Source organism: Bathymodiolus platifrons methanotrophic gill symbiont (assembly GCF_002189065.1).
In the GTDB taxonomy this organism is placed as follows: domain Bacteria; phylum Pseudomonadota; class Gammaproteobacteria; order Methylococcales; family Methylomonadaceae; genus Methyloprofundus.
The window spans coordinates 1-25,158 of sequence record NZ_BDMN01000103.1; the positions used below are offsets into that span (position 1 = coordinate 1).

The window sequence follows — 25,158 nt, forward strand, 5'->3', positions numbered from 1 at the left end:
TAGCGACTCCCCTCAAAAGTTTTTAATGTGTATTGTTGTGAGGCTATTTCAAAATCAACTTTTTTATTTAGCTTAGATAAGAATTTTATAGCAGTCAGACTGTCGGGCAACTACAAAATGTAGAGGGATTGCTGTCATGTTTACTTAATAGGATTTGTTTTAGATTTATGTCCGCTTTCTAAATCAGCGTAGTGTGCACGAGAAACAGAAAGGCACTCAATTTTAATTGCCATGATATTAGCACGTTAATATACATGGAATTATGACAATGCGTAAATTATTGCTCTTGAACCTATAAAACTCAGTACGCATGTGTCTCTAGCTAGCTCCTAACTTATTTTCTAGAGTTATGGCTTATATATTACTTTGGACCCAATGCACAATATCTTTAGTTCCCATTGCGCCAGCTTGTCTTGCTAATTCCTGACCATTGCGAAATAACACCAGGGTTGGAATACTTCTAATTCCATACTGGGCTGCAATAGTCTGTTCTGTTTCAGTATTAAGTTTTGCCAGTCGAACCTTAGGTTCCAATTGAGAGGCTGCCTGTTTAAAAGGCTGGAGCCATAGTTTTACAAGGACCACACCAAGGTGCCCAGAAATCAACCAATACAGGAATATCATTACGATTGATATGTTGTTGAAAATTATTTGAGTTTAAATCTATAGGTAAATTAGAAAAAAGAGCTACGTGACACTTGCCACATTTTGCTCCATCACCAAGTCGAATTCTGGGTATTCGATTAATAGCTGAACAAGCAGGGCAAACAATATGAACTGATTCATTCATAAAAATCCTCTAATAATTAAAGCTGGCTCTGGAGTATGTCGATAACTATTCAATTTAACATAATATACGTTATGCGAAGTGCTATAGTAACCATAATTGTGCAGCCCGTCAGCTCGATGATACACTCGTACAGGTTTCTTACAACAACTTTATGAAGCTCTGGAGTGTGATACGCTTGAACCGAAGATAATATTTTACAAAGTACAGCTTCTGACTAATTTAAAAGTATGGAAGTTCGAACAAATTACGGGTGTCACATACACGCACTTCTAAAAAAAGAGAAATAATTCAATGGACTATTTTACCTGGTTAGACTCATTCAAACTTTTTTCCCAATTGCTGGTTCATTATCAATGTTCTGGATAAAAACCCTTTATTCTAATAATCAGAAAAAAAAGATAAGACAAGAATTTCTTTGGCGAGTGATAAAAGAGGAATCATCAGATTTAGTTGGATCACTTACATCATTAAGATTTTTAGCTGATGCTACTAAAAATAACAAAATCAGAATACAGGCTTTCAATGTACCCAAAACACATTCTGATTTTGTAAGGGATTTAATTGAGTTAGATCCTAAAAATTCATACCCATATGAAAAATACATCAGTTTAAGTGAATTATGTAGATCTAGTTTAGACCTACTAAACCATTTAAAAAGAGAGTTTATTAATAAAAGTGAAGAACAAAAATCAGATAGACTTAAAAGTGCGATTATTGAACAAATTGTTGTTCTTAGAATGGATATTATGAATTTAGCAGAATCTGAATTATCTATTATAAAAATAATTGCCGCAGAAAATATAAGTTATCTCGAAAGGATTCGCAATTTCAATCCAACTAGCTACTTTCTGAAAGAAGCTATTCAGAATGGAAAAGATTACGGAAAAATTAATATAAACTATAGGCAAGGAGATGTAGAAAGAATGGAAAAGCTCCTAGGAAATGCTAAGAAAGAAATTCAATCAAATAAAACCCTCGCATAATGGAGTCTATACAAAATAACGGCGTGGCCTGATATTTTCCACACCGTTGAGTTACATAAGCTTTGGTGTGATTATGCTGTAATGTAGTCGTATGGGTTTTTACAACAACCTTGTGAAGCTTTGCGGCTAACAAACTCTCTGGTTTTGTATTGAGAGCTTAATAGCATTGGCTAGTTATTACTAGTTTTTGTGGCGTTAATGGAATTCTCAATGTTGTAATAAGGATGCTAAAATATACTTAATGCACTGCTTATGTAAAAACAGTACTCCGTGAGTTCCACGAGCATTTAGTTAGATAACTTGCTCTTATTTGAACAATCATGAAATAACGATTCAAATCTGGAGCAAAATGAAAATCACCAATCAACACTATATATGAGACACCCAGAATTCCCATTATCTAAAGAACTCATTTATCTAAATCATGCCGCTGTTGCTCCTTGGCCAAAACGAACTAGTATTGCTGTTAGCCAATTTGCACAACAAAATACCCTTTATGGATCATCTTTTTATTTAGACTGGCTTAAAAAAGAAACTGAATTACGAACACAGTTACAAGCTTTGTTAAATGCACCTAGTGTTGCTGATATAGCCTTGGTTAAAAATACCTCTGAAGCCTTATCATTTGTCGCGTATGGCTTGAATTGGCAAGCTGGTGATAATATTGTCTCCAGTAATGAGGAATTCCCATCTAACCGAATTGTATGGCAATCTTTAGCTGATAAAGGTGTTGAATTTCGTGAAGCTGATTTATCGAGTAATCATTCACCTGAAGAAGCCCTATTTGCATTAGTAGATAAGCAGACCCGCTTAATCACCATCAGCTCAATTCAGTTTGCTAGCGGCATACGTCTAGATATAGATAAAATTGGCCAGTTCTGTAAAGATAAAAATCTTCTATTTTGTATTGATGCTATTCAAAGCCTTGGTGCCGTTCAATTTGATGTACAAAAGTGTCAGGCTGATTTTGTTATGGCGGATGGTCATAAATGGATGTTTGGCCCGGAAGGCTTAGGTGTGTTTTACACCAGCCCTGCAGCACGAGAAAAATTAAAGTTGACTCAATATGGCTGGCACATGATGAAAAGCACGCATAATTACGAAAATAAACCCTGGGATATCCACCCTACAGCACAACGATTCGAATGTGGCAGTCCTAATATGTTGGGTATTCATGCCTTTTCTACTAGTTTATCCTTGTTATTAGAGATTGGTATGGAAACAGTTGAACAGAAAGTGTTAGCCAATGCTAATTATTTAATAAATGCCATAAAATCACATCCCTGTTTACAATTATTGACATCAGAAGCAAGGCATTTGCAGTCAGGTATTGTGTTATTTAAGCATAGCAAGATGACTAAAGAAGCTTTGTATGCACATCTACAGAAAAACCACGTGGTTTGTGCCATGCGCGGTGAAGGAATTCGTTTTTCTGCACATTTTTATAACTCAACAGAAGAATTAGATAAAGCTATTGCTTTAATACCACAGACATAAAACCAGAACTTTTTGTAAGTTCCCTACTATAAACGTATACCTTTTTTGTAAGAGCGCTTTTAACTGTAAAAAAATATACGTTAAAGTCCCTGTTACAATTACTCAGTTAACAATACTCTCTTAATAAGCCTATGACTCAACACAATATTTCTACTAAAGCTATCCCGACTAATGAACGACTGATTATGGCTCTGGATTTTCCTAGCATAGCTCAAGCACAGGCATTAGTTGAGGAGTTAGGAGATTCAGTCGTTTTTTATAAAGTGGGTATGGAATTATTCATGTCAGGCGATTATTTCGCTTTTATCGAATGGTTAAAATCCAGGAATAAAAAAATATTTGTCGATTTAAAGTTTTTTGACATCCCAGCCACAGTGGGTCGTGCTATTAAAGCTTTAAGTAGTAAAGGCGTGGATATGGCAACCATTCATGGGAATGATTCGATTATGCAAGCAGCTGCAAAAGAGAAAGGTGATTTGAAAGTACTTGCTGTAACGGCTTTGACTAGTTTAGATCGAGGTGACCTGGATGATTTGGGCTTTCAATGTGATGTACAAGAGCTTGTTCTGTCGCGTGCTAAACGAGCGTTAGCTATAGGTTGTGACGGAATTGTATCTTCTGGTTTAGAAGTACCAAAGCTACGCGAAAATCTGGATCATAAATTATTGGTAATTACGCCGGGAGTCCGCCCTGTCGATAATCGTGTTGAAGATGATCAAAAACGTGTTGTCACTGTAGAGCAGGCTTTTCAGAATGGTGCAGATTATATTGTCATTGGCCGCCCTATTCGTGATGCAGAAGATAGCAAGGCAATGGCAGAGAAAATTCAGGCACAAATCGCATCTCAATTTTAGGTTTAATAAGGTGATATTCTTTGACAGAAATCACCTAAAAAAGTCTTATATACCTACAGGAATAGATAATACCTGCCCTACCCTAATATTATTGCTTCTTGAGATTGTATTAGCACGCTTTAGTTTATCCAATGTAATACCATACTGTAAGGCAATGCCTAATAAAGTCTCGCCTCTAGAGATTCTATGAGCTGACTCATCAGTTACTAATGAAGCATTTAATGCAACAGAATGATTTTTCGCATAAGACATAATGCCTTTTTTAATCGCCTGCGCCATTTTCATTTGATATTTACTACTTTTTAATCGTCTCTCTTCTTTTGGATTCGATATAAATGCAGTCTCAACCAAAATAGATGGGATATCAGGAGATTTCAAAACCATAAATCCTGCTTTTTGCACTTTATGGGAATGCAAGTCACCAATACGAGCAAAATTCTTTAGTACTTCATTGGCAACCAGTTGACTAATATCCTGAGAAGCCGTCTGTGATAAATCTAATAAAACAGAAGCTAAAATATCATCCTTATCATCCAGGCTTACTCCACCTATTAAATCGGCTGCATTCTCTTGTTTTGCCAGCCAGCGAGCTGCTTCGCTTGTTGCACCTCGACGTGACAAGGTGAATACTGATGCCCCAGTAACATTTGACTTAGTGAATGCATCTGCATGGATGGAAACAAATAAATCAGCATTCGCTTTTCTGGCAATTTTCATACGCTGGCGCAAGCTAACATAATAATCCCCTTTACGCACCATAATGGCTTTCATTCCAGGCTGTTTATTAATCAATGCAGCAAGCTTAGTCGCAATTTGAAAGACTACCTTTTTTTCCAGAGTACCGCGTTTACCACGAGCACCTGAGTCTTTACCACCGTGTCCCGCATCAACAGCAACAATAAATGGTTTGCTAGAGCGTATTGCTGTTTTAAACGTTTTTGTACTTTTATAGGTGGTTTTTTTTGTTACAAATGTCTTGTTTTTTACCGGTAAATCTACAACTATTCTTGGCCCATATTTCTTATTAGCCTGTAAAACAAAGCTTTTAGGTTTAACGTTAGCCTGCAAATCAATGACAACCCGTAAATCTTTTTTATTTCGATGTGCAGTGCGTAAACCTGTTAATAATGGATGACTTTTATTAGGCTGACTCAGACTTTTTTCTAAATAAGCATTAGAAAAATCTATCACTAAACGATTAGGATTTTTTAGTTGAAAAATCTTATGCTGGGGTATTGATGACACATCAAAGACTAGACGTGTGTTGTCTCCAGTAGAGCTAATGCGTAAGCTTTTAATTTTTGTCTGTGCTGCGAAACTGGCTGAGATACTTAAAATTACCAGAATAAATAAAATACTTAATTTCCTCATACCTCCTCCTTAAAGAGTTTACAATCTTAGTTAGATTATAGCAGTAGGTGATTGTTTTTTCATGTAGAAAATTAAATTATTTTTACTAGTTACATAATATATCAGTGTCAGGCTCTCTTTAAGAGGATGCTGTTAGCAACTGCGCTTGAAATCACTGAGGTTCTTGTGGAGCTTTTAATTATAAAAACCTGCGGTGAGTATCGTAACTACTTTCTTAGGGAGGTGGAAAATAATAATCACCCAGAAATCAGGCGCGCCATGCTACCTCACAACATTCTGGGCCTCCTGTCACCAACAATAGCTAAACCGTGCAAACGATAATAGAAAGCTAATCCAAAAAATAATTTTTATCATTTACCGGTGATTTTAAATAATTGAGAGTCGTGTGCCAAAGACTGGTTAACAACAGATTTTCAACCTTTGTTGATGTTATACTCTGTGCCTATCTATTAACCTAGAAATATCAGTTACTCACGGTTTCTAGCACAAGCCTTTGATTCCACAGCACTTCAAAAACTCCCGCTTAACCTATGGGTGAAGCTAAGTTTTTTTAAAGCACTGTAAAAGCAATGCCTTGCACTATAAATTCGTGTTCAACTGATTTTTCTAGGATTAATCATATTAAGATAACATGAGGAAATAATGAGCGCTTTCAATTCTACAATTTTTATTGATAAATGCCAGGCACAACTGAATTCATGTGCATATTATCAAAAATTACAAGCACTCCCTAAAAATCAACGCTGGCTTACCTACGCTGGACTTTTTTTAGTCTCCCAGATTATTGTTTTTGGCAGCTTATACCTGTTCTTTGGCAGAATAGCTGCAATTGGCTTATTTGCTAGTGTTTTAGCAGGTTTAGCAACAGGGCTTGGGGCTTTACCCGCCGCTTTCTTTAAACAGGTTTCAAATAACTTATTCAATGGCTTACTGGGTGGAGCCGCGGGTGTTATCCTAGCGGCAACATCCTTTTTCCTACTACTTCCAGGGATGATTGAATATGGTAATGAACTATGGCCCGACAAAGGACTCTGGGTGGTTGCTGTAGGTATGTTATTCGGTGCATTTTTTCTACATTTAGCTGACAATAAATTACCACATATTCATTTTAATGAAGATCCAGGCGCTCACACTGAATCTTTACAAAAAATCTGGCTTTTTATTTTCGCCATTACTATTCATAATTTTCCAGAAGGCATGTCCGTCGGAGTCAGTTTTGGTACTGGCGATATGCATAAGGGTATTGTCTTAGCGATTGCCATTGCCTTACAAAATATCCCCGAAGGCTTAGCCGTTGCCTTGCCTTTAGTTGCTTTAGGCTATAACAAATGGAAAGCGGTTGGAATTGCAACACTAACTGGCTTAGTCGAGCCTGTCGGTGGCCTATTGGGTATTACTATGGTTTCGGTTTTTTCTTCCGTACTACCTTTTGCAATGGGCTTTGCCGCTGGTGCAATGCTGTTTGTAATCTCAGAGGAAATTATTCCGGAAACTCATTCTAATGGACGGTCTCGCATTGCAACTTTTGCCCTAATGTTTGGCTTTATTATTATGATGGCTTTAGAAAGTTTATTGGGATAATTACTCCGTAGGGCGTGGCTTTAGCCCGCCAATTTTACTAGCGGGCTAAAGCCACGCCCTTGTAAACTCTTATAATGATTACTATTATTCAACGTGTTACTCAGGCTCAAGTCTGTATTGCAGGCCAGCAGGTAGGAACAATTGACTCTGGCATTATGGCATTAGTCGCTATTGAAAGGCAGGACTCAGAAAAATCTGCGCAACGTTTATTTGAGCGAATTATAAATTACAGGATTTTTCCTGATGATCCGGGTCGTATGAATTTAAATTTACAAAGCATTCAGGGTGGATTATTGCTGGTACCCCAATTTACCCTGGCTGCAGATACTAATTCAGGGAACCGTCCGAGCTTTACGCCCGCAGCAACTCCGGAAAAAGGTGAAGTTTTGTTTAATTATTTTGTCAGTTATGCGAAACAGAATTATCCTCTTATAGAAACGGGAGAGTTTGGCGCAGATATGCAGGTATCATTGACCAATGATGGTCCTGTTACCTTTACTCTTAAAGTTTAAAATTGAAGCTATTTAATTGATAAACCATATGAACTTATTTTTACTTGAAGTTTTAGCGATTTGTTTTTATTTTGCTAGTAGTATCACTTTAATCAAAGATATTAAAGAAAACTGCTTAAAGAAACTAGCATTAGCCCTTGCATGGCTTGCTTCTTTCACCCACCTTCTATCTCTCTCACTAAGCACCTGGCAAGAACAGGGAATAGATTTTAGTTTTTTTCATACTGCCTCAATCATTTCCTTAATTATTGCTTTCTTACTATTGTTTGCGTCTTTTTCCAAACCCGTAGAAAAGCTAGGGATCGCACTTTTCCCTATTGCTGCGCTTATGCTAATACTTGATTTGGTTTACCCCAGTCCAGTAAAAACAACTCAGGATTTTTCTTTTGCAATGAATGCGCATATCCTTAGTTCCATTATTGCCTTTAGCCTACTTACCATTGCAGCTTTTCATGCACTGTTACTCGCCGTACAAAACAATCAGCTTAAAAATCATAACCCCGGCCGTTTAATGCTTGCCTTCCCGCCATTGCAAGCAATGGAATCCTTGCTATTTCAAATGATCAGCACTGGGCTGTTGTTTTTAAGTGCCTCTTTACTCAGTGGTTTTATCTTTATAGATGATTTATTTGCACAGCACCTGGCGCACAAGACCATACTATCCATTGTGGCCTGGATTATCTTTAGCGGCTTATTAATAGGTAGAGAACGCTACGGCTGGCGAGGAAAAACAGCGATACGCTGGACCCTGTATGGATTTTTGTCTTTATTATTAGCTTATTTTGGCAGTAAGCTGGTGTTAGAGCTAATTTTAAATAAGTTTTAAATTGTACTCCCTATAAATAACGCGTTATGGAGTGAACTTAGAATCAAGCTGCCGTTGATAAATCTAGGACACATTTAATATTGAGTGAAAAGTGCAAACGCCAGGTGATTATATACTGGCGTTGTACTTTCACTGCCCTTGATAACGAAAAATCAAGACCCGGTCTTTCCTATCACATTTACTAAATCCAAAAATCCAAATAGACACTGGCTGATTTCTGCCTGTTAATTTATTCGACTTCTCCATAATCAATTGACGCTATTTTTTCACATTTTAAAACAATGTAAAAAATGAAGTTCTCACCAAGGTTCGATATGGATCATTGCCAGTCTGTCAAAATCCGCTGCAAATCTGCCAGGATTGTAACAATTGATTGTTTAATGATTTTAACTTCATTGTTTTTTTTAAAAACCGGCCAAATTATCATCATTCCCGTATCCCAAATCTCGAGAACTACACCGATAAAAAAATAATAAAATTTTTTTTACTCAAAACGAATCAACAATCAGAATTTAGCTAATTGAACCTATCTATGTTCAATGACTACTACTTTAAAGTATATGAATGATACTTTTGTTCGAACAATCAGTGTTGAAGGCATTTTTAACAGTAAATAATTTACACTAAGGGAGACGGAAATAAGCTAGATTCAATAATCTGACTGCCCAGAATGTATAAAAATTATTTACCTGAAAGCCTATAAGTATGCGATGTATACCCTACACAAAGCTTGTTCCGCGTTGAATTAGTCGTCTAATTTTGGATGATTTAATTTTTCCATTTCCCTAAGCCCCCCTTCCCTAATAGCCTTATTAAATGGAGTAGAGCAATTGGTATCAAATTGGAGACAAGATTACTTATTTACAACCGAACGTTGGGGCTGAGAGAAAACCTAAAGGGACCCATGTTATGCGTTACGCTATTAGTTTTTCTATATTTCAATTTTAAGTCTATCAAGACAGGCACTAACCATGTAAAATTGAGCCATTTATTTTATATTAAACAGGTAAGTTATAAGTGGATTTTAGAGGTACAACAATTCTTTCTGTGCGCCGTGGCAACAAAGTCGTTATCGGTGGTGATGGCCAGGTTACTTTAGGTAATACTGTGATGAAAGGTAATGCGCGTAAAGTACGTCGTTTACATCATGGCCAAGTGATTGCTGGATTTGCCGGTGCAACTGCCGATGCTTTTACATTGTTTGAGCATTTTGAAGGCAAACTGGAAAAACATCACGGTAATCTTACTCGTGCAGCCGTTGAAATGGCTAAAGATTGGCGTACTGAACGTGCTTTACGCAAACTGGAAGCTTTACTTTCTATTGCCGACAGTAAAACCTCATTAATTATTTCAGGTAACGGTGATGTGATCGAGCCAGAACATGATCTAATTGCTATTGGCTCAGGTGGTCCTTTTGCTCAATCAGCTGCTCTTGCATTACTGGAAAATTCAGATTTAAGTGCTCGGGAAATTGTCGAAAAATCACTCCATATTGCGGCTGATATTTGTATTTATACCAACCACAATTTACGTATTGAAGAGCTTGACGCCGAACCGAAGGACTAAGAAATAAAAATGACACAGATGACCCCTAAAGAAATTGCACACGAATTAGATAAACATATTATCGGTCAGGCAAGTGCAAAACGTTCCGTCGCTATCGCATTGCGTAACCGCTGGCGTCGTGCTCAGGTTGATGGCCTTATGCGCGAAGAAATCACCCCTAAGAACATTCTAATGATTGGCCCTACCGGGGTAGGAAAGACTGAGATAGCACGCCGACTTGCACGTCTTGCCAATGCACCTTTTATTAAAATTGAAGCCACTAAATTTACTGAAGTAGGTTATGTTGGGCGTGATGTCGAATCAATCATACGAGATTTAGCTGAAACGGCCTATAAAATGACCCGCGAAACTGAGATGGAATCGGTACAGAATCGTGCAATGGATGCAGCTGAAGAAGAAGTTCTGGATATTTTATTACCACGTGCCGATGGGGGTATGTTATCCGATACTGAAGCAAGTACGCGCCAAAAAATGCGTAAAAAATTACGTGAAGGTGATTTTGATAACAAAGAAATTGAAATTGAAGTACAGGCCTCGCGTATCGGTGTTGAAATCATGGCTCCTCCTGGCATGGAAGAGATGACGAATCAATTACAGGGCATGTTCCAGAACCTGGGTAGTCAAAAAACCAATGACCGTAAATTACCTGTTAAGGACGCTCTTAAATTGTTAACTGAGGAGCATGCTGCTAAATTAGTCAATGAAGATGAGATTAAGTTATCAGCAGTCGACGCGGTTGAGCAACAAGGCATTGTTTTTCTGGATGAAATCGATAAGGTTTGTAAACGTTCCGAACAAGGCGGCGATGTTTCCCGTGAAGGCGTACAAAGAGATTTACTCCCTTTAGTTGAAGGAAGCACGGTTAGCACTAAATATGGCATGATCAAAACTGATCATATTTTATTTATTGCATCTGGTGCTTTTCACTTAACTAAACCCTCCGATTTAATTCCTGAGCTACAGGGACGCTTTCCTATTCGAGTGGAACTAGATGCCCTGACAAGTGCAGACTTTATTCGTATTCTTACCGAACCTGATGCTTCTTTAACTGAGCAATACCAGGCATTACTTGCAACTGAAGGCGTGCAACTTAGCTTTACAGAGGACGGTATTCAACGTATTGCTGAATTAGGCTGGGAAGTGAACGAGAAAACTGAAAATATTGGTGCCCGGCGTTTACACACTATTTTAGAACGTTTACTGGAGTCAGTGTCTTTTGATGCTCCGGATTTAGTCGATAAAAATATTGTTATCGACGCGGACTATGTTAACCAGTATCTTTCTGAATTTGTTCAGGATGAAGATTTAAGCCGCTATATATTATAATATGCGCATTTCAGCAGAAGAGATTGATACTCGTCCTACCGAAATTAAATTACATAAAATTTCACGTATTCTTGAAGTGAGTTTTGACAATGGTCAGGCATTTCACCTCCCTTGTGAATATCTACGTGTTTTTACGCCATCGGCTGAAGCTTTAGGGCATGCTCCCGGACAAGAAGTTTTACAAACAGGAAAAGAGCTGGTCGCCATTGAATCAATAAGACCTATTGGTAATTATGGTATTGCACCAGACTTTAGTGATGGCCATAATAGTGGTATCTATACCTGGGAGCTACTTTATAAGCTTGGTAATGAATACGATCTAATCTGGTCTGGCTATCTGAATGAATTAAAAAATGCTGGATATACACGCATAGAAACTGCAAAGAATTAAACTGATTGCCTATCAGTATTTATTATATGTAATTAGGGAAATATACTTTAGCCTGCACAAATCGTTTTACTTTGTACGCTAAATCCTACCTCTCTATTTTTCAGTGATCTCAGGCAGGAAACAACCTGCCCTTTATATTTTAAGATAAACTTATGACAACTGATAACACTACCCACTTTGGCTTTAAGCAAGTCGACGAAAAAGATAAAGTTAATTTAGTGCGCGGGGTTTTTGACTCTGTTGCCAGTCAATACGACGTTATGAATGATTTAATGTCACTCGGAATACACCGTATCTGGAAACGTGTCGCGGTACAATTAAGTAATGTACGCGAAGGCGAACAAGTTCTTGATTTAGCCGGTGGTACGGGGGATTTAACAACACTTTTCTCAAAACGTGTTGGTAAAAATGGAAAAATCGTTTTAGCTGATATTAATTCTGAAATGCTGCGTACTGGGCGTGATCGCTTAATTGATCGCGGGCTGACCGATGTCACCTATGCTCAGGTTAATGCTGAATGCCTGCCTTTTGAAGATAATAGCTTTGATTGTGTATGTATCGCCTTTGGTTTACGTAATGTGACCGACAAAGATGCTGCACTACGCTCAATGTATCGCGTGTTAAAACCAGGTGGCCGAGTGATTGTTTTAGAATTCTCACATCCAACTGATAAGATCACCGAAAAGGTCTATGATTTTTATTCATTCAAGCTATTACCAAAAATTGGTAAACTGATTGCTAAAGATGAAGAAAGTTACCGTTATTTAGCGGAATCAATTCGCATGCACCCTAAGCAAGACAAATTAAAGGAAATGATGCAAGAAGCAGGTCTTGAGCGTTGTGAATATTTTAATATGTCACAGGGTATTGTTGCAGTACATAGAGGCTATAAGTTTTAATGGAACATACGGACGGCTCGCCCATTTTATGGGCGGCCTTATGATGTCCTCAATAAAGTGTTAGCTTTCTGATTTATCTAACTCATCCCCTGCCCTCAATAATATGACGATCAAACCTCTGCTTTTAAGCGCATTTGAAACTGCTCTCAATAAATACCTTAGCCTGGATGAAGATATTGCTGTTTTTCTAAAACCACTCTCAGGTAAAGTTATTGCCGTCATCATTAAGCCTTTTAATGAAACCTTGTATCTTTGTCCTGCAACTCAGAATATCCAGGTTATTGACCATTATGAGGGAACTATAGATACCACTCTGACTGGTTCCCTTCCTGCCTTTGGCTTAATGAGCTTGAGCTCGACACCGGCACGTTCTTTTTTCTCAGGTGAGGTTTTGATAGAGGGAGACTTAAATTTAGGGCACCAGTTTCAGAAATTATTTGAGCAACTGGATATTGATTTAGAAGAACAACTATCACATTACACGGGGGATATTATCGCCCATAAAGTTGGAAACTTTTTCCGTTCTGCCAATCACTGGAATCAGGATAACTTAAATAGTCTACAGCTTAATATCAAAGAATTTTTACAAGATGAAACTCAAGATCTGCCCCCCGCACCTGAAGTAAATATCCTGACGCAACAAGTCGATCTTCTAACCGAGGATTTTGACCGACTTAATGCACGATTTAACCGTTTAGATTCTAAATTAAAAGAACAGCTGACTTAGGAATACAACGTGAAACACCCCAAACTGATATTAAGACTGATACACATTAACTGGGTATTGATTACCCATGGGCTTGATGACCTGATTTTAAAAACACATTTATTCAGGCAGCTACGTTTTCTGGCCATTTTTTCACCTAATTTCTGGCGCAAGAAGGACTTTGCAGCACGTGGTGTACGTATTCGACGTACGTTGGAAGACCTGGGCCCGATTTACGTTAAGTTTGGTCAGGCACTTTCTACCCGAAAAGATATTTTGCCTGATGATATTGCTGACGAACTAGTCAAACTGCAAGATAAAGTTCCGCCTTTTTCAAATGAACTAGCCCGAGAAGTTATTGAAAAACAGTTAGGCATGTCTATCGATAAAGCCTTCGCAGAGTTCTCTCCCAGTCCTCTCGCTTCAGCTTCGGTTGCTCAGGTACACACAGCTGTATTACATACAGGTGAAGAAGTTGTAGTAAAAGTACTGCGGCCTGATGTTGAAAAATGGATACATTCTGATATCGGTTTATTGTATGAGCTCGCTTATTTTGCCGAAAAATTCTGGGATGATGCTAAACGCCTACATGCCAAGGAAATTGTTGCTGAATTTGAAAAAACTTTACTTGATGAATTAGATTTAATCAGAGAGGCTGGTAATGCCGCAAAATTACGGCGTAATTTTGAAAACTCAGAAGCTATCTATATTCCTGAAATTTATTGGGAATTTACGCGCAAAAATGTTTTAGTCATGGAGCGTATTTATGGTATTCCCGTGGGCAATATCGATGAATTACGCGAAAATAATGCAGATTTTAAACTTCTAGCCGAACGTGGTGTTGAAGTGTTTTTTACTCAGGTATTCAGAGATAATTTCTTTCATGCCGACATGCATCCTGGCAATATCTTTGTAGAATTGCCAGGCAAATATATCGCCGTTGATTTTGGTATTGTTGGTACCTTATCCGTTTCCGATCAACGTTATTTAGCAGAAAACTTTCTGGCTTTTTTTAATCAGGATTATCGTCGTGTTGCTGAAATGCATATCGCTTCAGGCTGGGTTCCTGCCCATACGCGAGTCGAAGAATTTGAATCTGCCATTCGTAGTGTCTGTGAGCCTATCTTTGATAAGCCATTAAAAGATATTTCTTTCGGTCTTTTATTGCTGCGTTTATTCCAGACTGCTCGTCGCTTTGATATGGAAGTTCAACCGCAATTAGTGTTATTGCAAAAGACTTTATTGAATATCGAAGGTTTAGGTCGTCAGTTATATCCTGACCTGGATTTATGGCAAACCGCCAAGCCTTTTTTAGAAGCCTGGTTTAAGGAGCGTTTAAGCCCTAAAACGAAAATCAAACAAGCGATGCAGAAGTTCCCGGAATTAGCGGAAAAATTCCCTGAAATACCTTCCTTGCTTTATCAGGTTTTAGATGATGCAGCTCATACTAGCGAACGAGCTGCGCAACAGTCGCAACAATTAGAAAAAATGCGCCAACAAATGCAAGATAATCAAAGAAGCACAATCTATACTCTGTTAGCTGGTGCAGCGATGATCTGTACTGCTATCTTATGGTAATAAAATGCTAGTTAATTTTATTCCCAAAACAGAAATTTCAGCAAAAGAAAATCTGCAATGGCTGTTTATTCTACGCAATCTGATGATAGGTGGTGAATCACTACTCTTATTAATTTCTATTGATATATTACATATCCCTTTACATCAAGATGCACTCTGGCTGACTATTCTTGCGATAGGCTCAGTCAATTTGTACACCTGGATGCGACTGCAAACGGATATGCCAGTCACGGAAATGGAGATTTTTTCACAATTAGCATTAGATGTTTTTGCTATTGCCGCTCTCTTATATTTAACAGGGGGAGCAACTAATCCCTTTACCTGGATTTTTTTACTCCCTGTTATTCTTACCGCCATTATCCTACCGCATGCCTATACCTGGTATACGGTCATATTAACAACCACTTTATACACCTTTTTAATCCCCTTTCATGCGACATTAACCACGGTTGAACCTCATTTAATGCATATGTCCGCCATATCTCCGGCAATGCACACTATGCAAGAAGAGGAATTCTTTAATTTCCATATCTTTGGTATGTGGTTTGGCTTTGTCTGTAGTGCTGGCTTAGTTGCCTTCTTTGCCGTTGAACTTTCCAATACAATTAAAGCAGGCGAACGCACATTAGCCGAGGCTCGCGAAAGATCGTTACAAGATGATCGCATTATCTCTTTAGGAACACTAGCTGCCAGTGCTGCGCATGATATGGGGACACCCTTAGGTACCATGGCAATCATTATGCACGAACTGAAAGATGATTATAGCCCCGAAGTACATACAGAATTGCATGACAAGATACACATCATGCAGGATCAAATAAACCGCTGTAAACAGGCATTATCAGTTATGTCAGCTTCAGCGGGTGAATTAAGAGCGGAATCCGGGCATATTACAATATTAAGCGATTACCTGGATGATGTAATTAATCAATGGCGTAGTCAACAACCCGAGGTAAAATTAAATTTACATATTGATCCCAATGCACCATTAAATGATGGTATCCTTGCTGAACTCACATTGACTCATTCACTGATTAATATCTTGAATAATGCTGCGGATGTCACGCCTATTGAAAAAGGTATAGACTTAATGATCGATCCCTGTGAAACCGAGCACTGCATTGCTATAAAAATACGTGATTATGGCCCGGGGTTCTCTGATGCATTGATGAATAAAATTGGAAAAATGCCTATTGATGAGAGTAATCATGGGCTGGGTGTAGGTTTATTCCTTACTTATTCCACAATCTCCCGTTTAGGCGGTAAAATTGATATTAATAATTCGTCTACAGGTGGCGCATGCATTTCAATTTCATTACCCCTGGTAACGCCCTCTTAATATACAAACTTTATGTCGGAACAAAATAAAGAACAATTATTATTGGTAGATGATGACCTGACTTATTGTTTGGTGCTTAAATCGGCATTAGAAAAAAGGGGGTTTTCAGTCTCGGTTGCCCATGATGTAAAAAGCGGGCTTACCCTGGCTGAAGAAATCGAACCTGAGTTTGCTGTTATTGATTTACGTATCGGGCATGAATCTGGTCTGGAATTAGTGCAAAAATTAATATCTCTTGATGATAATACACAAGTTGTCATGCTCACTGGCTTTGCAAGCATTGCTACTGCAGTAGAAGCCATCAAGCTAGGTGCTAGACATTATCTTACCAAACCTGCCAATGCCGATGAGATTATGAATGCCCTGCACAAAAATTCCGGGGATAGTTCAGTGGCAATTAATGCAAACCCTCTATCTATTAAACGCCTGGAGTGGGAGCACCTACAGAAAATACTGATGGAACATGATGGTAATATTTCAGCAGCAGCAAGAGCACTAAATATGCACCGCCGTACTTTACAAAGAAAACTGGATAAACGTCCGGTAAGAGAATAACTCTGATGAGCAACACTACTGAACACCCTTTCGCTGAATTTATTAGAATTTTGGGTAAAGGAAAAAAAGGCTCTCGCCCATTGACTCAAGATGAAGCTTATCATGCGATGCGCATGATCCTGGCCGGCGAAGTTGAAGAGATCCAGTTGGGTGCATTCCTGATGCTGATGCGGGTAAAAGAAGAAACCCCGGAAGAGCTCGCCGGATTTGTACTAGCAGTGCGTGAAACATTACCCAGAATTAGCACTGACATAGCTGATTTAGACTGGTCAGCATATGCAGGAAAGCGCAGGCATTTGCCGTGGTACATACTGAGCAGCCTGTTGCTGGCAGAAAATGGTATTAAGGTATTAATGCATGGCTCGGCATCTCACTCAGAAAACCGAGTCTTTGCCCAGGATATGCTAGCGCTATTTTCTTTGCCTAATGCTGCTTCATTTACTCAAGCCGAACAACAGTTGCAGGCACGAAACTTTGCTTATATTTCCTTAGAACAACTATGCCCTGCTCTAAATAGAATGATCCATTTACGTAGTCTGATGGGGCTACGTTCACCTGTTCATACTCTGGTGCGTTTAATTAACCCTTTTAATGCACCGTATAGTATTCAGGGTATTTTTCACCCAGGCTACCGCCCAGTGCATCAGGAAGCCGCTTTACTTTTACAGCAGGCGCATATGACCGTTATAAAAGGTGAAGGTGGTGAAACAGAACGAAATCCGGATATGGAGTGTTTAGCGCAAAGCGTACATAACGGTACATTATCTGAAGAAACGTGGCCTGCTTTATTTCCCAGACGACATATTAAGCCGGATAAACTCGAACCTAAGCAACTTATTCAGTTGTGGCGTGGTGAAATCAATGATGAATTTGCTGAAGCTAGCATTATAGGTACAACTGCTGTTGCTTTAAAGTTACTAGCTAAGGCAGAGTCACAGGAAAGTGCTCAAAAATTAGCCGCAGAGTACTGGCAGACACGCAATAAAAACGCTTATTAGTATTAAGGAACGAGAATTCAATAATTATTGATGATAAAAACGCGGTACACCTTTAATCGTTAGTTTTTCCATATGCAGATATTCCATCTCCTATTAGTGTGCCGCCATCATTATCATGTTCAAACCAGACAATTTTGCTTTCACCATATAAATGTAACTTATCAAATTTATATTCAATGACCATATTCAATTGCACAGCAACATGTTCAGGTATACGAATCATTATGCCGTCAACTGACACATTCCGAGTCATAAAATCGTAAAATTTATCTGCGATAAGGATTTGTCCGGGTGCTGCCATACTTTTTCGGTAAGCCTTCCTTTTATACAACAAATTTTCTGCATCATAAGAAATCTGTTTAAATTCCATACCAATTAATATGCCCTGGTCCTCCATATCCACTCTAACAATTTCGGCTTCACCCGCTAAATTTAATTTTTCTATATAAATATCAACTAAACTTGACTGCCTAAGTAACAAAAAAACGTCACGCTCATCGACTATATCATCAGAAGGATCAATAGAAACCAAAACCCCGGAAATTGAAAGATTTTTCACCTTCATTTCATGTTCTATGCCACCAATAAACAACAAGCCACTAAGCGAGAGATTTTTTCGATAGTATTGTCTGGAATTAGGCATTATTATTAATTTTTTATTAGTTGCATCAAAGAAATGTATTATTCTAGGATTTATTGTCTTTCGAGCTTGTTCTCGTACTCTATTATAAGATAGTTTATTTTAAACAAAAAACAATCTTCTTTGAGAGATTCTTATAATTTCCTTGCAGACAAACCATTACCCAGTCCATGCCACTGTTTAAAATGCTAAAACACTGTTTTTATAAACTTACGCCTCTACTATTTTTACTATTGTTAACGGCTTGTACTGCGTCGCAACCTAAAAATACTCATAATATCTGTGAGATCTTCCGGGAAAAAGACGACTGGTTTGATTATACTCAGGATACCTATGAAAAATGGGGTGTTCCTGTTCATGTGCAAATGGCGATTATCCATCAGGAATCACGATTTGTTGCTGACGCTCAGCCACCTAGACCCTGGCTTCTTGGAATTATCCCCTGGTTCAGAAATAGTTCGGCCTATGGCTACCCACAAGCTCAAGATGGGACATGGGACTGGTACCTTGAAGAGGCTGGCCGTTGGGTAGCCGACCGTGATGATTTTGAAGATGCCAGTGATTTTGTCGGTTGGTATTGCACTGTTAGTTATAAAAGATTAGGTATTTCAAAATGGGACACTGCCAAACAGTACCTGGCATACCATGAGGGGCATACAGGTTATAAGCGAAAATCCTACTTAAAAAAGCCCTGGTTACTTAAAGTTTCCAAAAAAGTAGAGCGACAAGCCAGGCAATACAATCAACAGCTAAACTCTTGTAGAGAAGAATTAGAAAGCTCTAGCTGGTTTTTTTGGTAAAATACATAGCTTACAATCTTAAGGAGTTACCCATGGGTAAAACCCAACTCGTTATTCTCGTTATATTCATTTTATTATTAATAGGTTATTTTATGTTTACCAGACCAGACCCAGAACTTGCAGGCAATAACAAACAGGCAGGCGAAGCATTTCTAACCGAAAATGCCGGCAAAGAAGGTGTTATAACTACCGAAAGTGGCCTGCAATATATTGTATTAACAGCAGGTGAAGGAGAAAAGCCGACTGCCAGCTCAAATGTCACAGTTCATTATCATGGCACAACACTGGATGGAAAAGTATTTGATAGTTCTTATGAACGTAATACACCGGCCACTTTCCCATTAAATAGAGTGATTGCAGGATGGACTGAAGGTGTGCAACTAATGCCTATTGGTGCTAAATATCGTTTTTTTATTCAACCTGATTTAGGCTATGGGGCAAAAGGTGCCGGTGCAGCTATTGGTCCGAATGCAACACTTATATTTGATGTCGAATTATTAAGTATTCAATAAGTTAGGAGCGAGGATTTAATAACACCCGAAAGTATAGCACAGGATTTTGGCTTCACAGTCGTGATTGGAAAGCAGGCGCATAGCAAGCTACGCAACTGTTTTTCTAGTGCGACTGTGGAGTCAAAAGACCTGCTAGACTCGGGTGTTATTGAATTATCGTTCCTTAACAGCTAATACACTCCACTTTATCATTGATAACATCCTTTATAGGGATGTTATCAATCAGCAAATACACATTTCAGTATACTGATTTCCACGAACTAAAAAGCCATGACCGATTTGAAATTTTTTGCCACCACACCTAAAGCCATGGAAGACATCCTGGTAACCGAACTAAAACAACTAGGTGCTAAAAATGTAAAAGCGGCACTAGCGGGCGCTTATTTTGAAGGTCCATTAGAAACAGTTTATCGTGTCTGTTTATGGTCTAGAATTGCCAACCGGGTCTTATTATCACTAGCTACGTTTACGGTGACTAGTCAGGAAGATTTATATGATGGTATCTACAAGATCAACTGGTTCGAGCATATGGGGCCTGATGATAGTTTTGCCGTTTCATTCAATACCAAAGGTTCCAAAGCAATTAATAACACCCACTTTGGTGCTATTAAAGTAAAAGATGCTGTCGTCGATCAGATGCGTAAGAAATTTAATAAACGTCCTGACATCAATATCACGCAACCCAATATCCGTATTAATGTCTATTTACAAAATGAACAGGCAACTCTCAGTTTAGACCTGTCAGGCGAAAGCTTACACCGTCGTGGATATCGCGATATTAGTATCACTGCGCCCATTAAAGAAAACCTGGCCGCTGCCATTCTATACCGCAGTCAATGGCTAGATATTGCTCAGCAAGGTGGTAGTTTAATTGATCCAATGTGTGGTTCCGGAACTTTATTAGTTGAAGCAGCAATGATTGCTGGGGATTATGCTCCAGGCCTACAACATAAACAATTTGGTTTTTTGCACTGGAAAAAACATGACTCCCAGATTTGGCAGTCTTTAGTAGATGAAGCAACTCAACGCAAACAAATAGGTCTGGAAAAGATTCCTACCATCGTCGGATTTGATCAGAGTCGTAGAGCAATCAATGCCGCTTTATTACATATTGAAAATGCCGGATTACAAAGCAAAATTCACGTAGAACGCCGTGATATCAGCGAGGCAACAGTTGCCGAAAGCTGGCAGCAAGGATTACTTGTTTGTAACCCTCCTTATGGTGAGCGGCTTGGTAATAGCGAAGAAACAGCTCAACTTTATCGCACATTTGGCCAAGTATTAAAAAAACAATTCAATCATTGGCAAGCGGCCATGATCATTAGCGACCCTGAACTTGGATTTCGCTTAGGGATACGTTCGCAAAAACCGATCACCTTATTTAATGGTCCTTTAGAGTGCAAACTATTGCGTTTTTCTATCGAAGAAAAAAACTTTTTCACTCCTAAAGCAAAATCGCAACAAGAACGTATTGAACAAATTAAGGCCGAAGATACTGTTGCTGATCCCAATGCAGAAATGTTCGCCAATCGATTAAAAAAGAATATTAAAAAAATAAGTAAGTGGGTTAAGCGCCAGGATATACACTGTTATCGGGTTTATGATGCCGACTTACCAGAATATGCAGTCGCTATTGATGTTTATCAAGGTGAAAAAACATGGCTTAATGTGCAGGAGTACCAGGCACCTAAAACCATTTCCCAGGAAAAAGCCATGTTACGCTTAAGTACTGCAGTTAATGAGATCGCTAGAATTTACGCATTGCCTAAAGAACAAATTTATTTAAAAACCCGTAGCAAACAAAAAGGCATGGAGCAGTATGAAAAACTGGCAAATCTAGGTACTTTTGAAACGGTTGAAGAGCATGGCGCTTTTTTTCTTGTTAACTTCGAAGACTATTTAGATACTGGACTTTTTCTGGATCACCGCCCTATTCGTTTAAAAATTCAGCAACAGGCAAAAAACAAACATTTCTTAAATCTTTTTGCTTACACAGGTACCGCATCTGTACATGCCGCAATTGGTGGGGCAAGTTCAACCACTACCGTTGATATGTCTAAAACCTATTTAGACTGGGCACAGCGCAATATGGCATTAAATAAAAACCTGAGTAATAACCGCTTTATTCGCGCTGATTGTGTCGAGTGGTTAAAAGTGGAAGCGGATAAGTCAGATCCTGAAAAGTCTTATGATCTAATCTTTCTGGACCCGCCGACTTTTTCAAATTCCAAACGTATGGATGACAATTTAAGTATTCAGGATGACCATATTGAATTAATTAATCACGCAGTAAAATTATTAAGTGCTGGTGGCATACTCTATTTTTCTACCAATTTTCGGCGCTTTAAGCTTGTTACCGAGCAACTAGGGCATCTAACAATAACAGATATCACGGCTCAAACTATCCCTGATGATTTTTCCAGAACACCAAGAATTCATTATTGCTGGGAAATTAAATGCCCATAGAGTGCAATAAGATAGTCGTCAAAGGACGGGTACAAGGAGTATTTTTTAGAGCATCTACATTAAAAAAAGCGAAACACTTTGCTATAAAAGGAACAGTAAGAAACACATCAGCAGGTGATGTCGAGATAATTGCCTTAGGTGAACAACAGGCGATGCAGCAGTTCATCCAGTGGTGTCATAAAGGTCCAATACCGGCAAAAGTAACTGCTGCAGTGATAGTTGAGCCGTTAAAAGATGCTGCAGACTACACAGAATTTACAATTCTTTAGGATTACTGAGAATTGCAATAAGGGGGAGACACGCAAAATTCGATATGCGTTCCTAAGTTAAAAAACAAAACCCGAAACTTTGTGTAGCCCATATGGAGCTTGAGGAATACGGACTACATTAGAATTAGGTTTGCGGGTATTATTTAACCCGCATCTCTAAGCTGCTATTTCATCACTAACAAAAATATAATCAGTTTTTAGGCAATGATCTAACCACTTGTCCAGAAAATAATTAAGTCGCCATTTATAATCCATAATCTCTTTACTAAGGCCAATATCCTCGATTGCTGTCGCAACTTCAACCCGCTTGTAGTCACGTAAAACTTCCGCAATGCAGACATCAAAGTACATTCGAATTTTTACCGCTGGCTCTAATAAAACACCTGCTTCATTTGCAAATAAATGACTTAACTGTATCGTTTTTGTATAAGGCGATTGTTCTAGAATTTGCATATGTAACATTGGTTTACCATCAGAAAATCCCTGAGCGGATTCATCGATATCCCTGAGGTTAGGTATCAGACTGAATAGTTTATGATAATTGCTTTCACAAACATTCTGTAAACAGAATGACTTATTAAGAGGGGAGACTTTAGCCATTCTTAATTAATACTCCCTAATGCCTTTTATTTCAGTTGCAATTTCATAGCTTTCTGCTGCAATCTTTTTACTACGAATAACTTCCACATAAGCTTTTAGAGGGGTTAATAATGGCAGTCTGGTTGAAATGCTTAATTCTAATGCGATACCACTCTCGAACCTATGTCCTCCCATGAATGAAATACCAGCGCCACTAATATTTACACATTCACCTATATATGACTTTTCTGAATCAACAAATTTGTAGCTTATTTCACAAGAAAGCCGGTCTCGTTGAACTTGTCTGGATTCTGTCTGATTTATCATAATTAACTCCGGTGCTACGTAGATTTATAGCGGCAGTATTCAGTTTTTTTTACTTAATTTTAAAGCAATGAGGAATTTATCCGCCATTATATAGATTAGCTGCTTTCTTAGCAGCCAGAATATCGTAAAATAGCTATATAATGACAAATTGGTTACTAATTCATAGTAAATACTTAAAACGAGAATAAATCAGAATGAATAAATCGACAATACTCACAGGCATCACCACAACAGGTACCCCTCATTTAGGTAATTATGTCGGTGCAATTCGCCCAGCCATTCAAGCAAGTAAGGATGAAAATGCCAGCCCTTTTTATTTTCTAGCTGATTACCATGCCTTAATTAAATGTTCCGAGCCTGAAAAAGTCCGTCAATCCAGCTTAGAAATTGCTGCTACCTGGCTGGCTTTGGGGCTGGATACCAAAAATGCGACCTTTTACCGCCAATCTGATGTGCCTGAAATTATGGAATTAACCTGGATGCTAACCTGTGTTACTGCTAAAGGTTTAATGAACCGTTCTCATGCTTATAAAGCAGTGGTGGCTGAAAATGAAGCAGCCACGAATACTGACCCTGATAAAGGTATAACTATGGGCTTATTCAGCTACCCTATCCTGATGGCTGCCGATATACTTATTTTTAATGCTAATAAGGTCCCCGTTGGTAAAGATCAGATTCAACATATAGAAATGGCGCGGGATATTGCTTCACGCTTTAACCATATTTATGGTGAACACTTTACTCTACCCGAAGCCATAATTGATGATAACGCTTCTATATTATCAGGCCTTGATGGGCGTAAAATGAGTAAGAGTTATAACAATACTATTCCTTTATTTACCCCGGAAAAGAAATTAAAAAAGCTGATTAATAAAATTAAAACTAATTCATTAGAACCCGGTGAAGCCAAAGACCCGACTGATTGCACTCTGTTTAGCACCTATCAGGCATTTGCCAGTGAACATGAAGTGGCTGATATTCGCCAGCAGTATGCCGATGGAATTGCCTGGGGAGAGATGAAAAAAGTTTTATTTGAAAAAATTAATACTGAAATAATTCCGGCAAGAGAGCGTTATGAAGCTTTAATACAAGAACCTGCGCACATTGAACAGCAACTTCAGGAAGGGGCAGAAAAAGCACGCGCGATTAGTGCTCCTTTTTTACTGGAATTACGCAAAGCAGTAGGTATTCAGAAAATTATTTAATCCCTATCACAAATAATCAGAGCATGAATTTAGGCACCTAGGAATAAATATGCGTCCAATATTGGGCAGAATTTTTGTTTGTCATCAATGCTGTAGCAATTGGCGCATAGCTGGCTACGTAACTACTGCTACTGTGCTGATGACGGACAAAAAGACTAGCAAGGATGGATGACGTGTGTTTCTAGGTGCCCTAGTCTTTTATTGTGCATAATCAAGGGCTAAAGCATGGCCCTATTTTTTGACTCATTTATTTTTAGAATTCTGTTTTTGTGTTTTCAACATTTAGGAATGCTGATTTAATAATATCCGCAAGTCCAAGTTCTAATGTAGCCTGTATGAAGCTTGCGAAATACAGGAAAAATAGCGTACTCACTTTCCCGTATTCCGCAAGCTCCATACGGGCTACACAAAGTTTCGGGATTTATTTTATCTGGTTCCTTGAATAAGAAATATTAGGCTGACCTAAACTCATCGTAGCAACGCTTTTTAGATCATATTAACCATATAACAGTTTTTAGTTGTATAAGGCATAGCTAAACAGTTGCTGCCTAGGTAAAATAACCATTTTTACTTACTTCCCTCATTCAA

Annotated in this window: 24 protein-coding genes and 1 pseudogene; 20 read left to right on the forward strand and 5 right to left on the reverse strand. The window is 38.5% G+C overall.

What is annotated here, in order from left to right; translation table 11 throughout:
- Positions 1-354 precede the first annotated feature (354 nt).
- Positions 355-790, reverse strand: a pseudogene (gene trxC, locus CDZ78_RS06390) (thioredoxin TrxC).
- A 353-nt stretch (positions 791-1,143) separates the two neighbouring features.
- Here trxC and CDZ78_RS06395 point away from each other — a divergent pair.
- The 3 genes from CDZ78_RS06395 (at position 1,144) to pyrF (ending at position 4,124) form a co-directional block, all read left to right on the forward strand.
- Positions 1,144-1,773: a hypothetical protein gene (locus CDZ78_RS06395; protein WP_087869257.1), complete on the forward strand. Its 630-nt coding sequence runs from the start codon at positions 1,144-1,146 to the stop codon at positions 1,771-1,773.
- 375 nt (positions 1,774-2,148) lie between these two features.
- The gene (locus tag CDZ78_RS06400) at positions 2,149-3,270 is read left to right on the forward strand and encodes an aminotransferase class V-fold PLP-dependent enzyme (protein WP_087869258.1); all 1,122 of its coding nucleotides are present in this window, start codon (positions 2,149-2,151) and stop codon (positions 3,268-3,270) included.
- A 131-nt stretch (positions 3,271-3,401) separates the two neighbouring features.
- A complete protein-coding gene (pyrF, locus tag CDZ78_RS06405) occupies positions 3,402-4,124 on the forward strand; it encodes an orotidine-5'-phosphate decarboxylase (protein ID WP_087869259.1) in 723 nt (240 codons plus the stop codon).
- 45 nt (positions 4,125-4,169) lie between these two features.
- On the opposite strand, the gene CDZ78_RS06410 is transcribed toward pyrF, so the two are convergent.
- Positions 4,170-5,495: an N-acetylmuramoyl-L-alanine amidase gene (locus CDZ78_RS06410; RefSeq protein ID WP_087869260.1), complete on the reverse strand. Its 1,326-nt coding sequence runs from the start codon at positions 5,493-5,495 to the stop codon at positions 4,170-4,172.
- 642 nt (positions 5,496-6,137) lie between these two features.
- On the opposite strand from CDZ78_RS06410, the gene CDZ78_RS06415 reads away from it, so the two are divergent.
- From CDZ78_RS06415 to CDZ78_RS06465, 12 genes are all read left to right on the forward strand, one after another.
- Positions 6,138-7,076, forward strand: coding sequence for a ZIP family metal transporter (locus CDZ78_RS06415; RefSeq protein ID WP_087869261.1), 939 nt, complete (start codon positions 6,138-6,140; stop codon positions 7,074-7,076).
- Positions 7,077-7,150: 74 nt separating this feature from the next.
- Positions 7,151-7,588 (forward strand): D-aminoacyl-tRNA deacylase, encoded by a 438-nt coding sequence (dtd, locus tag CDZ78_RS06420; RefSeq protein WP_087869262.1) that lies wholly within the window; start codon positions 7,151-7,153, stop codon positions 7,586-7,588.
- Positions 7,589-7,616: 28 nt separating this feature from the next.
- Positions 7,617-8,414: a cytochrome C assembly family protein gene (locus tag CDZ78_RS06425; protein ID WP_087869263.1), complete on the forward strand. Its 798-nt coding sequence runs from the start codon at positions 7,617-7,619 to the stop codon at positions 8,412-8,414.
- A gap of 1,017 nt (positions 8,415-9,431) precedes the next feature.
- Positions 9,432-9,980: an ATP-dependent protease subunit HslV gene (gene hslV / locus CDZ78_RS06430; protein WP_087869264.1), complete on the forward strand. Its 549-nt coding sequence runs from the start codon at positions 9,432-9,434 to the stop codon at positions 9,978-9,980.
- A gap of 9 nt (positions 9,981-9,989) precedes the next feature.
- A complete protein-coding gene (gene hslU / locus CDZ78_RS06435; protein ID WP_087869265.1) occupies positions 9,990-11,306 on the forward strand; it encodes an ATP-dependent protease ATPase subunit HslU in 1,317 nt (438 codons plus the stop codon).
- A 1-nt stretch (position 11,307) separates the two neighbouring features.
- Entirely contained in the window at positions 11,308-11,697 is a 390-nt protein-coding gene (locus CDZ78_RS06440) for a gamma-butyrobetaine hydroxylase family protein (protein ID WP_087869266.1), read from the forward strand.
- Positions 11,698-11,849: 152 nt separating this feature from the next.
- Positions 11,850-12,596 (forward strand): bifunctional demethylmenaquinone methyltransferase/2-methoxy-6-polyprenyl-1,4-benzoquinol methylase UbiE, encoded by a 747-nt coding sequence (ubiE, locus tag CDZ78_RS06445; protein ID WP_087869267.1) that lies wholly within the window; start codon positions 11,850-11,852, stop codon positions 12,594-12,596.
- A 103-nt stretch (positions 12,597-12,699) separates the two neighbouring features.
- A complete protein-coding gene (locus CDZ78_RS06450) occupies positions 12,700-13,323 on the forward strand; it encodes a ubiquinone biosynthesis accessory factor UbiJ (protein WP_087869268.1) in 624 nt (207 codons plus the stop codon).
- 9 nt (positions 13,324-13,332) lie between these two features.
- Positions 13,333-14,880 carry a ubiquinone biosynthesis regulatory protein kinase UbiB gene (gene ubiB, locus CDZ78_RS21765; RefSeq protein ID WP_167374201.1) on the forward strand — a complete coding sequence of 516 codons (1,548 nt, stop codon included), beginning with the start codon at positions 13,333-13,335 and terminating at the stop codon, positions 14,878-14,880.
- A gap of 4 nt (positions 14,881-14,884) precedes the next feature.
- A complete protein-coding gene (locus CDZ78_RS21770; RefSeq protein ID WP_147879307.1) occupies positions 14,885-16,219 on the forward strand; it encodes an ATP-binding protein in 1,335 nt (444 codons plus the stop codon).
- A 12-nt stretch (positions 16,220-16,231) separates the two neighbouring features.
- Positions 16,232-16,774, forward strand: a complete 543-nt coding sequence (locus CDZ78_RS06460) for a response regulator transcription factor (RefSeq protein WP_087869269.1) — start codon at positions 16,232-16,234, stop codon at positions 16,772-16,774.
- Between the two features lie 5 nt (positions 16,775-16,779).
- Positions 16,780-17,772, forward strand: coding sequence for a glycosyl transferase family protein (locus CDZ78_RS06465; RefSeq protein ID WP_087869270.1), 993 nt, complete (start codon positions 16,780-16,782; stop codon positions 17,770-17,772).
- 52 nt (positions 17,773-17,824) lie between these two features.
- Here CDZ78_RS06465 and CDZ78_RS06470 read toward each other — a convergent pair whose 3' ends face one another.
- On the reverse strand, positions 17,825-18,415 hold the full coding sequence (locus tag CDZ78_RS06470; RefSeq protein WP_087869271.1) for a PilZ domain-containing protein: 591 nt from the start codon (positions 18,413-18,415) through the stop codon (positions 17,825-17,827).
- A gap of 182 nt (positions 18,416-18,597) precedes the next feature.
- On the opposite strand from CDZ78_RS06470, the gene CDZ78_RS06475 reads away from it, so the two are divergent.
- The 4 genes from CDZ78_RS06475 (at position 18,598) to CDZ78_RS06490 (ending at position 22,459) form a co-directional block, all read left to right on the forward strand.
- Positions 18,598-19,212, forward strand: a complete 615-nt coding sequence (locus CDZ78_RS06475) for a transglycosylase SLT domain-containing protein (protein WP_087869282.1) — start codon at positions 18,598-18,600, stop codon at positions 19,210-19,212.
- Positions 19,213-19,244: 32 nt separating this feature from the next.
- A complete protein-coding gene (locus CDZ78_RS06480) occupies positions 19,245-19,724 on the forward strand; it encodes an FKBP-type peptidyl-prolyl cis-trans isomerase (protein WP_087869272.1) in 480 nt (159 codons plus the stop codon).
- A gap of 270 nt (positions 19,725-19,994) precedes the next feature.
- A complete protein-coding gene (rlmKL, locus tag CDZ78_RS06485; protein WP_087869273.1) occupies positions 19,995-22,190 on the forward strand; it encodes a bifunctional 23S rRNA (guanine(2069)-N(7))-methyltransferase RlmK/23S rRNA (guanine(2445)-N(2))-methyltransferase RlmL in 2,196 nt (731 codons plus the stop codon).
- Complete coding sequence (locus CDZ78_RS06490; protein WP_087869274.1) at positions 22,181-22,459, forward strand: acylphosphatase; 279 nt, start codon at positions 22,181-22,183, stop codon at positions 22,457-22,459. Before rlmKL ends, CDZ78_RS06490 begins: the two co-directional genes overlap by 10 nt.
- A 156-nt stretch (positions 22,460-22,615) precedes the next feature.
- Here the strand turns inward: CDZ78_RS06490 and CDZ78_RS06495 are convergent, their stop codons facing one another.
- Complete coding sequence (locus tag CDZ78_RS06495) at positions 22,616-23,059, reverse strand: DUF1249 domain-containing protein (RefSeq protein ID WP_087869275.1); 444 nt, start codon at positions 23,057-23,059, stop codon at positions 22,616-22,618.
- A 6-nt stretch (positions 23,060-23,065) separates the two neighbouring features.
- Entirely contained in the window at positions 23,066-23,365 is a 300-nt protein-coding gene (locus tag CDZ78_RS06500) for a PilZ domain-containing protein (protein WP_087869276.1), read from the reverse strand.
- Positions 23,366-23,559: 194 nt separating this feature from the next.
- On the opposite strand from CDZ78_RS06500, the gene CDZ78_RS06505 reads away from it, so the two are divergent.
- Positions 23,560-24,570, forward strand: coding sequence for a tryptophan--tRNA ligase (locus CDZ78_RS06505; RefSeq protein ID WP_087869277.1), 1,011 nt, complete (start codon positions 23,560-23,562; stop codon positions 24,568-24,570).
- Positions 24,571-25,158 lie beyond the last annotated feature (588 nt).

Coding starts and splice junctions, on each gene's coding strand:
- CDZ78_RS06395 (WP_087869257.1), top strand. CDS start 1,144: ATGTTCTGGATAAAAACCCTTTATTCTAATAATCAGAAAAAAAAGATA.
- CDZ78_RS06400 (WP_087869258.1), top strand. CDS start 2,149: ATGAGACACCCAGAATTCCCATTATCTAAAGAACTCATTTATCTAAAT.
- pyrF (WP_087869259.1), top strand. CDS start 3,402: ATGACTCAACACAATATTTCTACTAAAGCTATCCCGACTAATGAACGA.
- CDZ78_RS06410 (WP_087869260.1), bottom strand. CDS start 5,495: ATGAGGAAATTAAGTATTTTATTTATTCTGGTAATTTTAAGTATCTCA.
- CDZ78_RS06415 (WP_087869261.1), top strand. CDS start 6,138: ATGAGCGCTTTCAATTCTACAATTTTTATTGATAAATGCCAGGCACAA.
- dtd (WP_087869262.1), top strand. CDS start 7,151: ATGATTACTATTATTCAACGTGTTACTCAGGCTCAAGTCTGTATTGCA.
- CDZ78_RS06425 (WP_087869263.1), top strand. CDS start 7,617: ATGAACTTATTTTTACTTGAAGTTTTAGCGATTTGTTTTTATTTTGCT.
- hslU (WP_087869265.1), top strand. CDS start 9,990: ATGACACAGATGACCCCTAAAGAAATTGCACACGAATTAGATAAACAT.
- CDZ78_RS06440 (WP_087869266.1), top strand. CDS start 11,308: ATGCGCATTTCAGCAGAAGAGATTGATACTCGTCCTACCGAAATTAAA.
- ubiE (WP_087869267.1), top strand. CDS start 11,850: ATGACAACTGATAACACTACCCACTTTGGCTTTAAGCAAGTCGACGAA.
- CDZ78_RS06450 (WP_087869268.1), top strand. CDS start 12,700: ATGACGATCAAACCTCTGCTTTTAAGCGCATTTGAAACTGCTCTCAAT.
- CDZ78_RS21770 (WP_147879307.1), top strand. CDS start 14,885: ATGCTAGTTAATTTTATTCCCAAAACAGAAATTTCAGCAAAAGAAAAT.
- CDZ78_RS06460 (WP_087869269.1), top strand. CDS start 16,232: ATGTCGGAACAAAATAAAGAACAATTATTATTGGTAGATGATGACCTG.
- CDZ78_RS06465 (WP_087869270.1), top strand. CDS start 16,780: ATGAGCAACACTACTGAACACCCTTTCGCTGAATTTATTAGAATTTTG.
- CDZ78_RS06470 (WP_087869271.1), bottom strand. CDS start 18,415: ATGCCTAATTCCAGACAATACTATCGAAAAAATCTCTCGCTTAGTGGC.
- CDZ78_RS06475 (WP_087869282.1), top strand. CDS start 18,598: ATGCTAAAACACTGTTTTTATAAACTTACGCCTCTACTATTTTTACTA.
- CDZ78_RS06480 (WP_087869272.1), top strand. CDS start 19,245: ATGGGTAAAACCCAACTCGTTATTCTCGTTATATTCATTTTATTATTA.
- rlmKL (WP_087869273.1), top strand. CDS start 19,995: ATGACCGATTTGAAATTTTTTGCCACCACACCTAAAGCCATGGAAGAC.
- CDZ78_RS06490 (WP_087869274.1), top strand. CDS start 22,181: ATGCCCATAGAGTGCAATAAGATAGTCGTCAAAGGACGGGTACAAGGA.
- CDZ78_RS06495 (WP_087869275.1), bottom strand. CDS start 23,059: ATGGCTAAAGTCTCCCCTCTTAATAAGTCATTCTGTTTACAGAATGTT.
- CDZ78_RS06500 (WP_087869276.1), bottom strand. CDS start 23,365: ATGATAAATCAGACAGAATCCAGACAAGTTCAACGAGACCGGCTTTCT.
- CDZ78_RS06505 (WP_087869277.1), top strand. CDS start 23,560: ATGAATAAATCGACAATACTCACAGGCATCACCACAACAGGTACCCCT.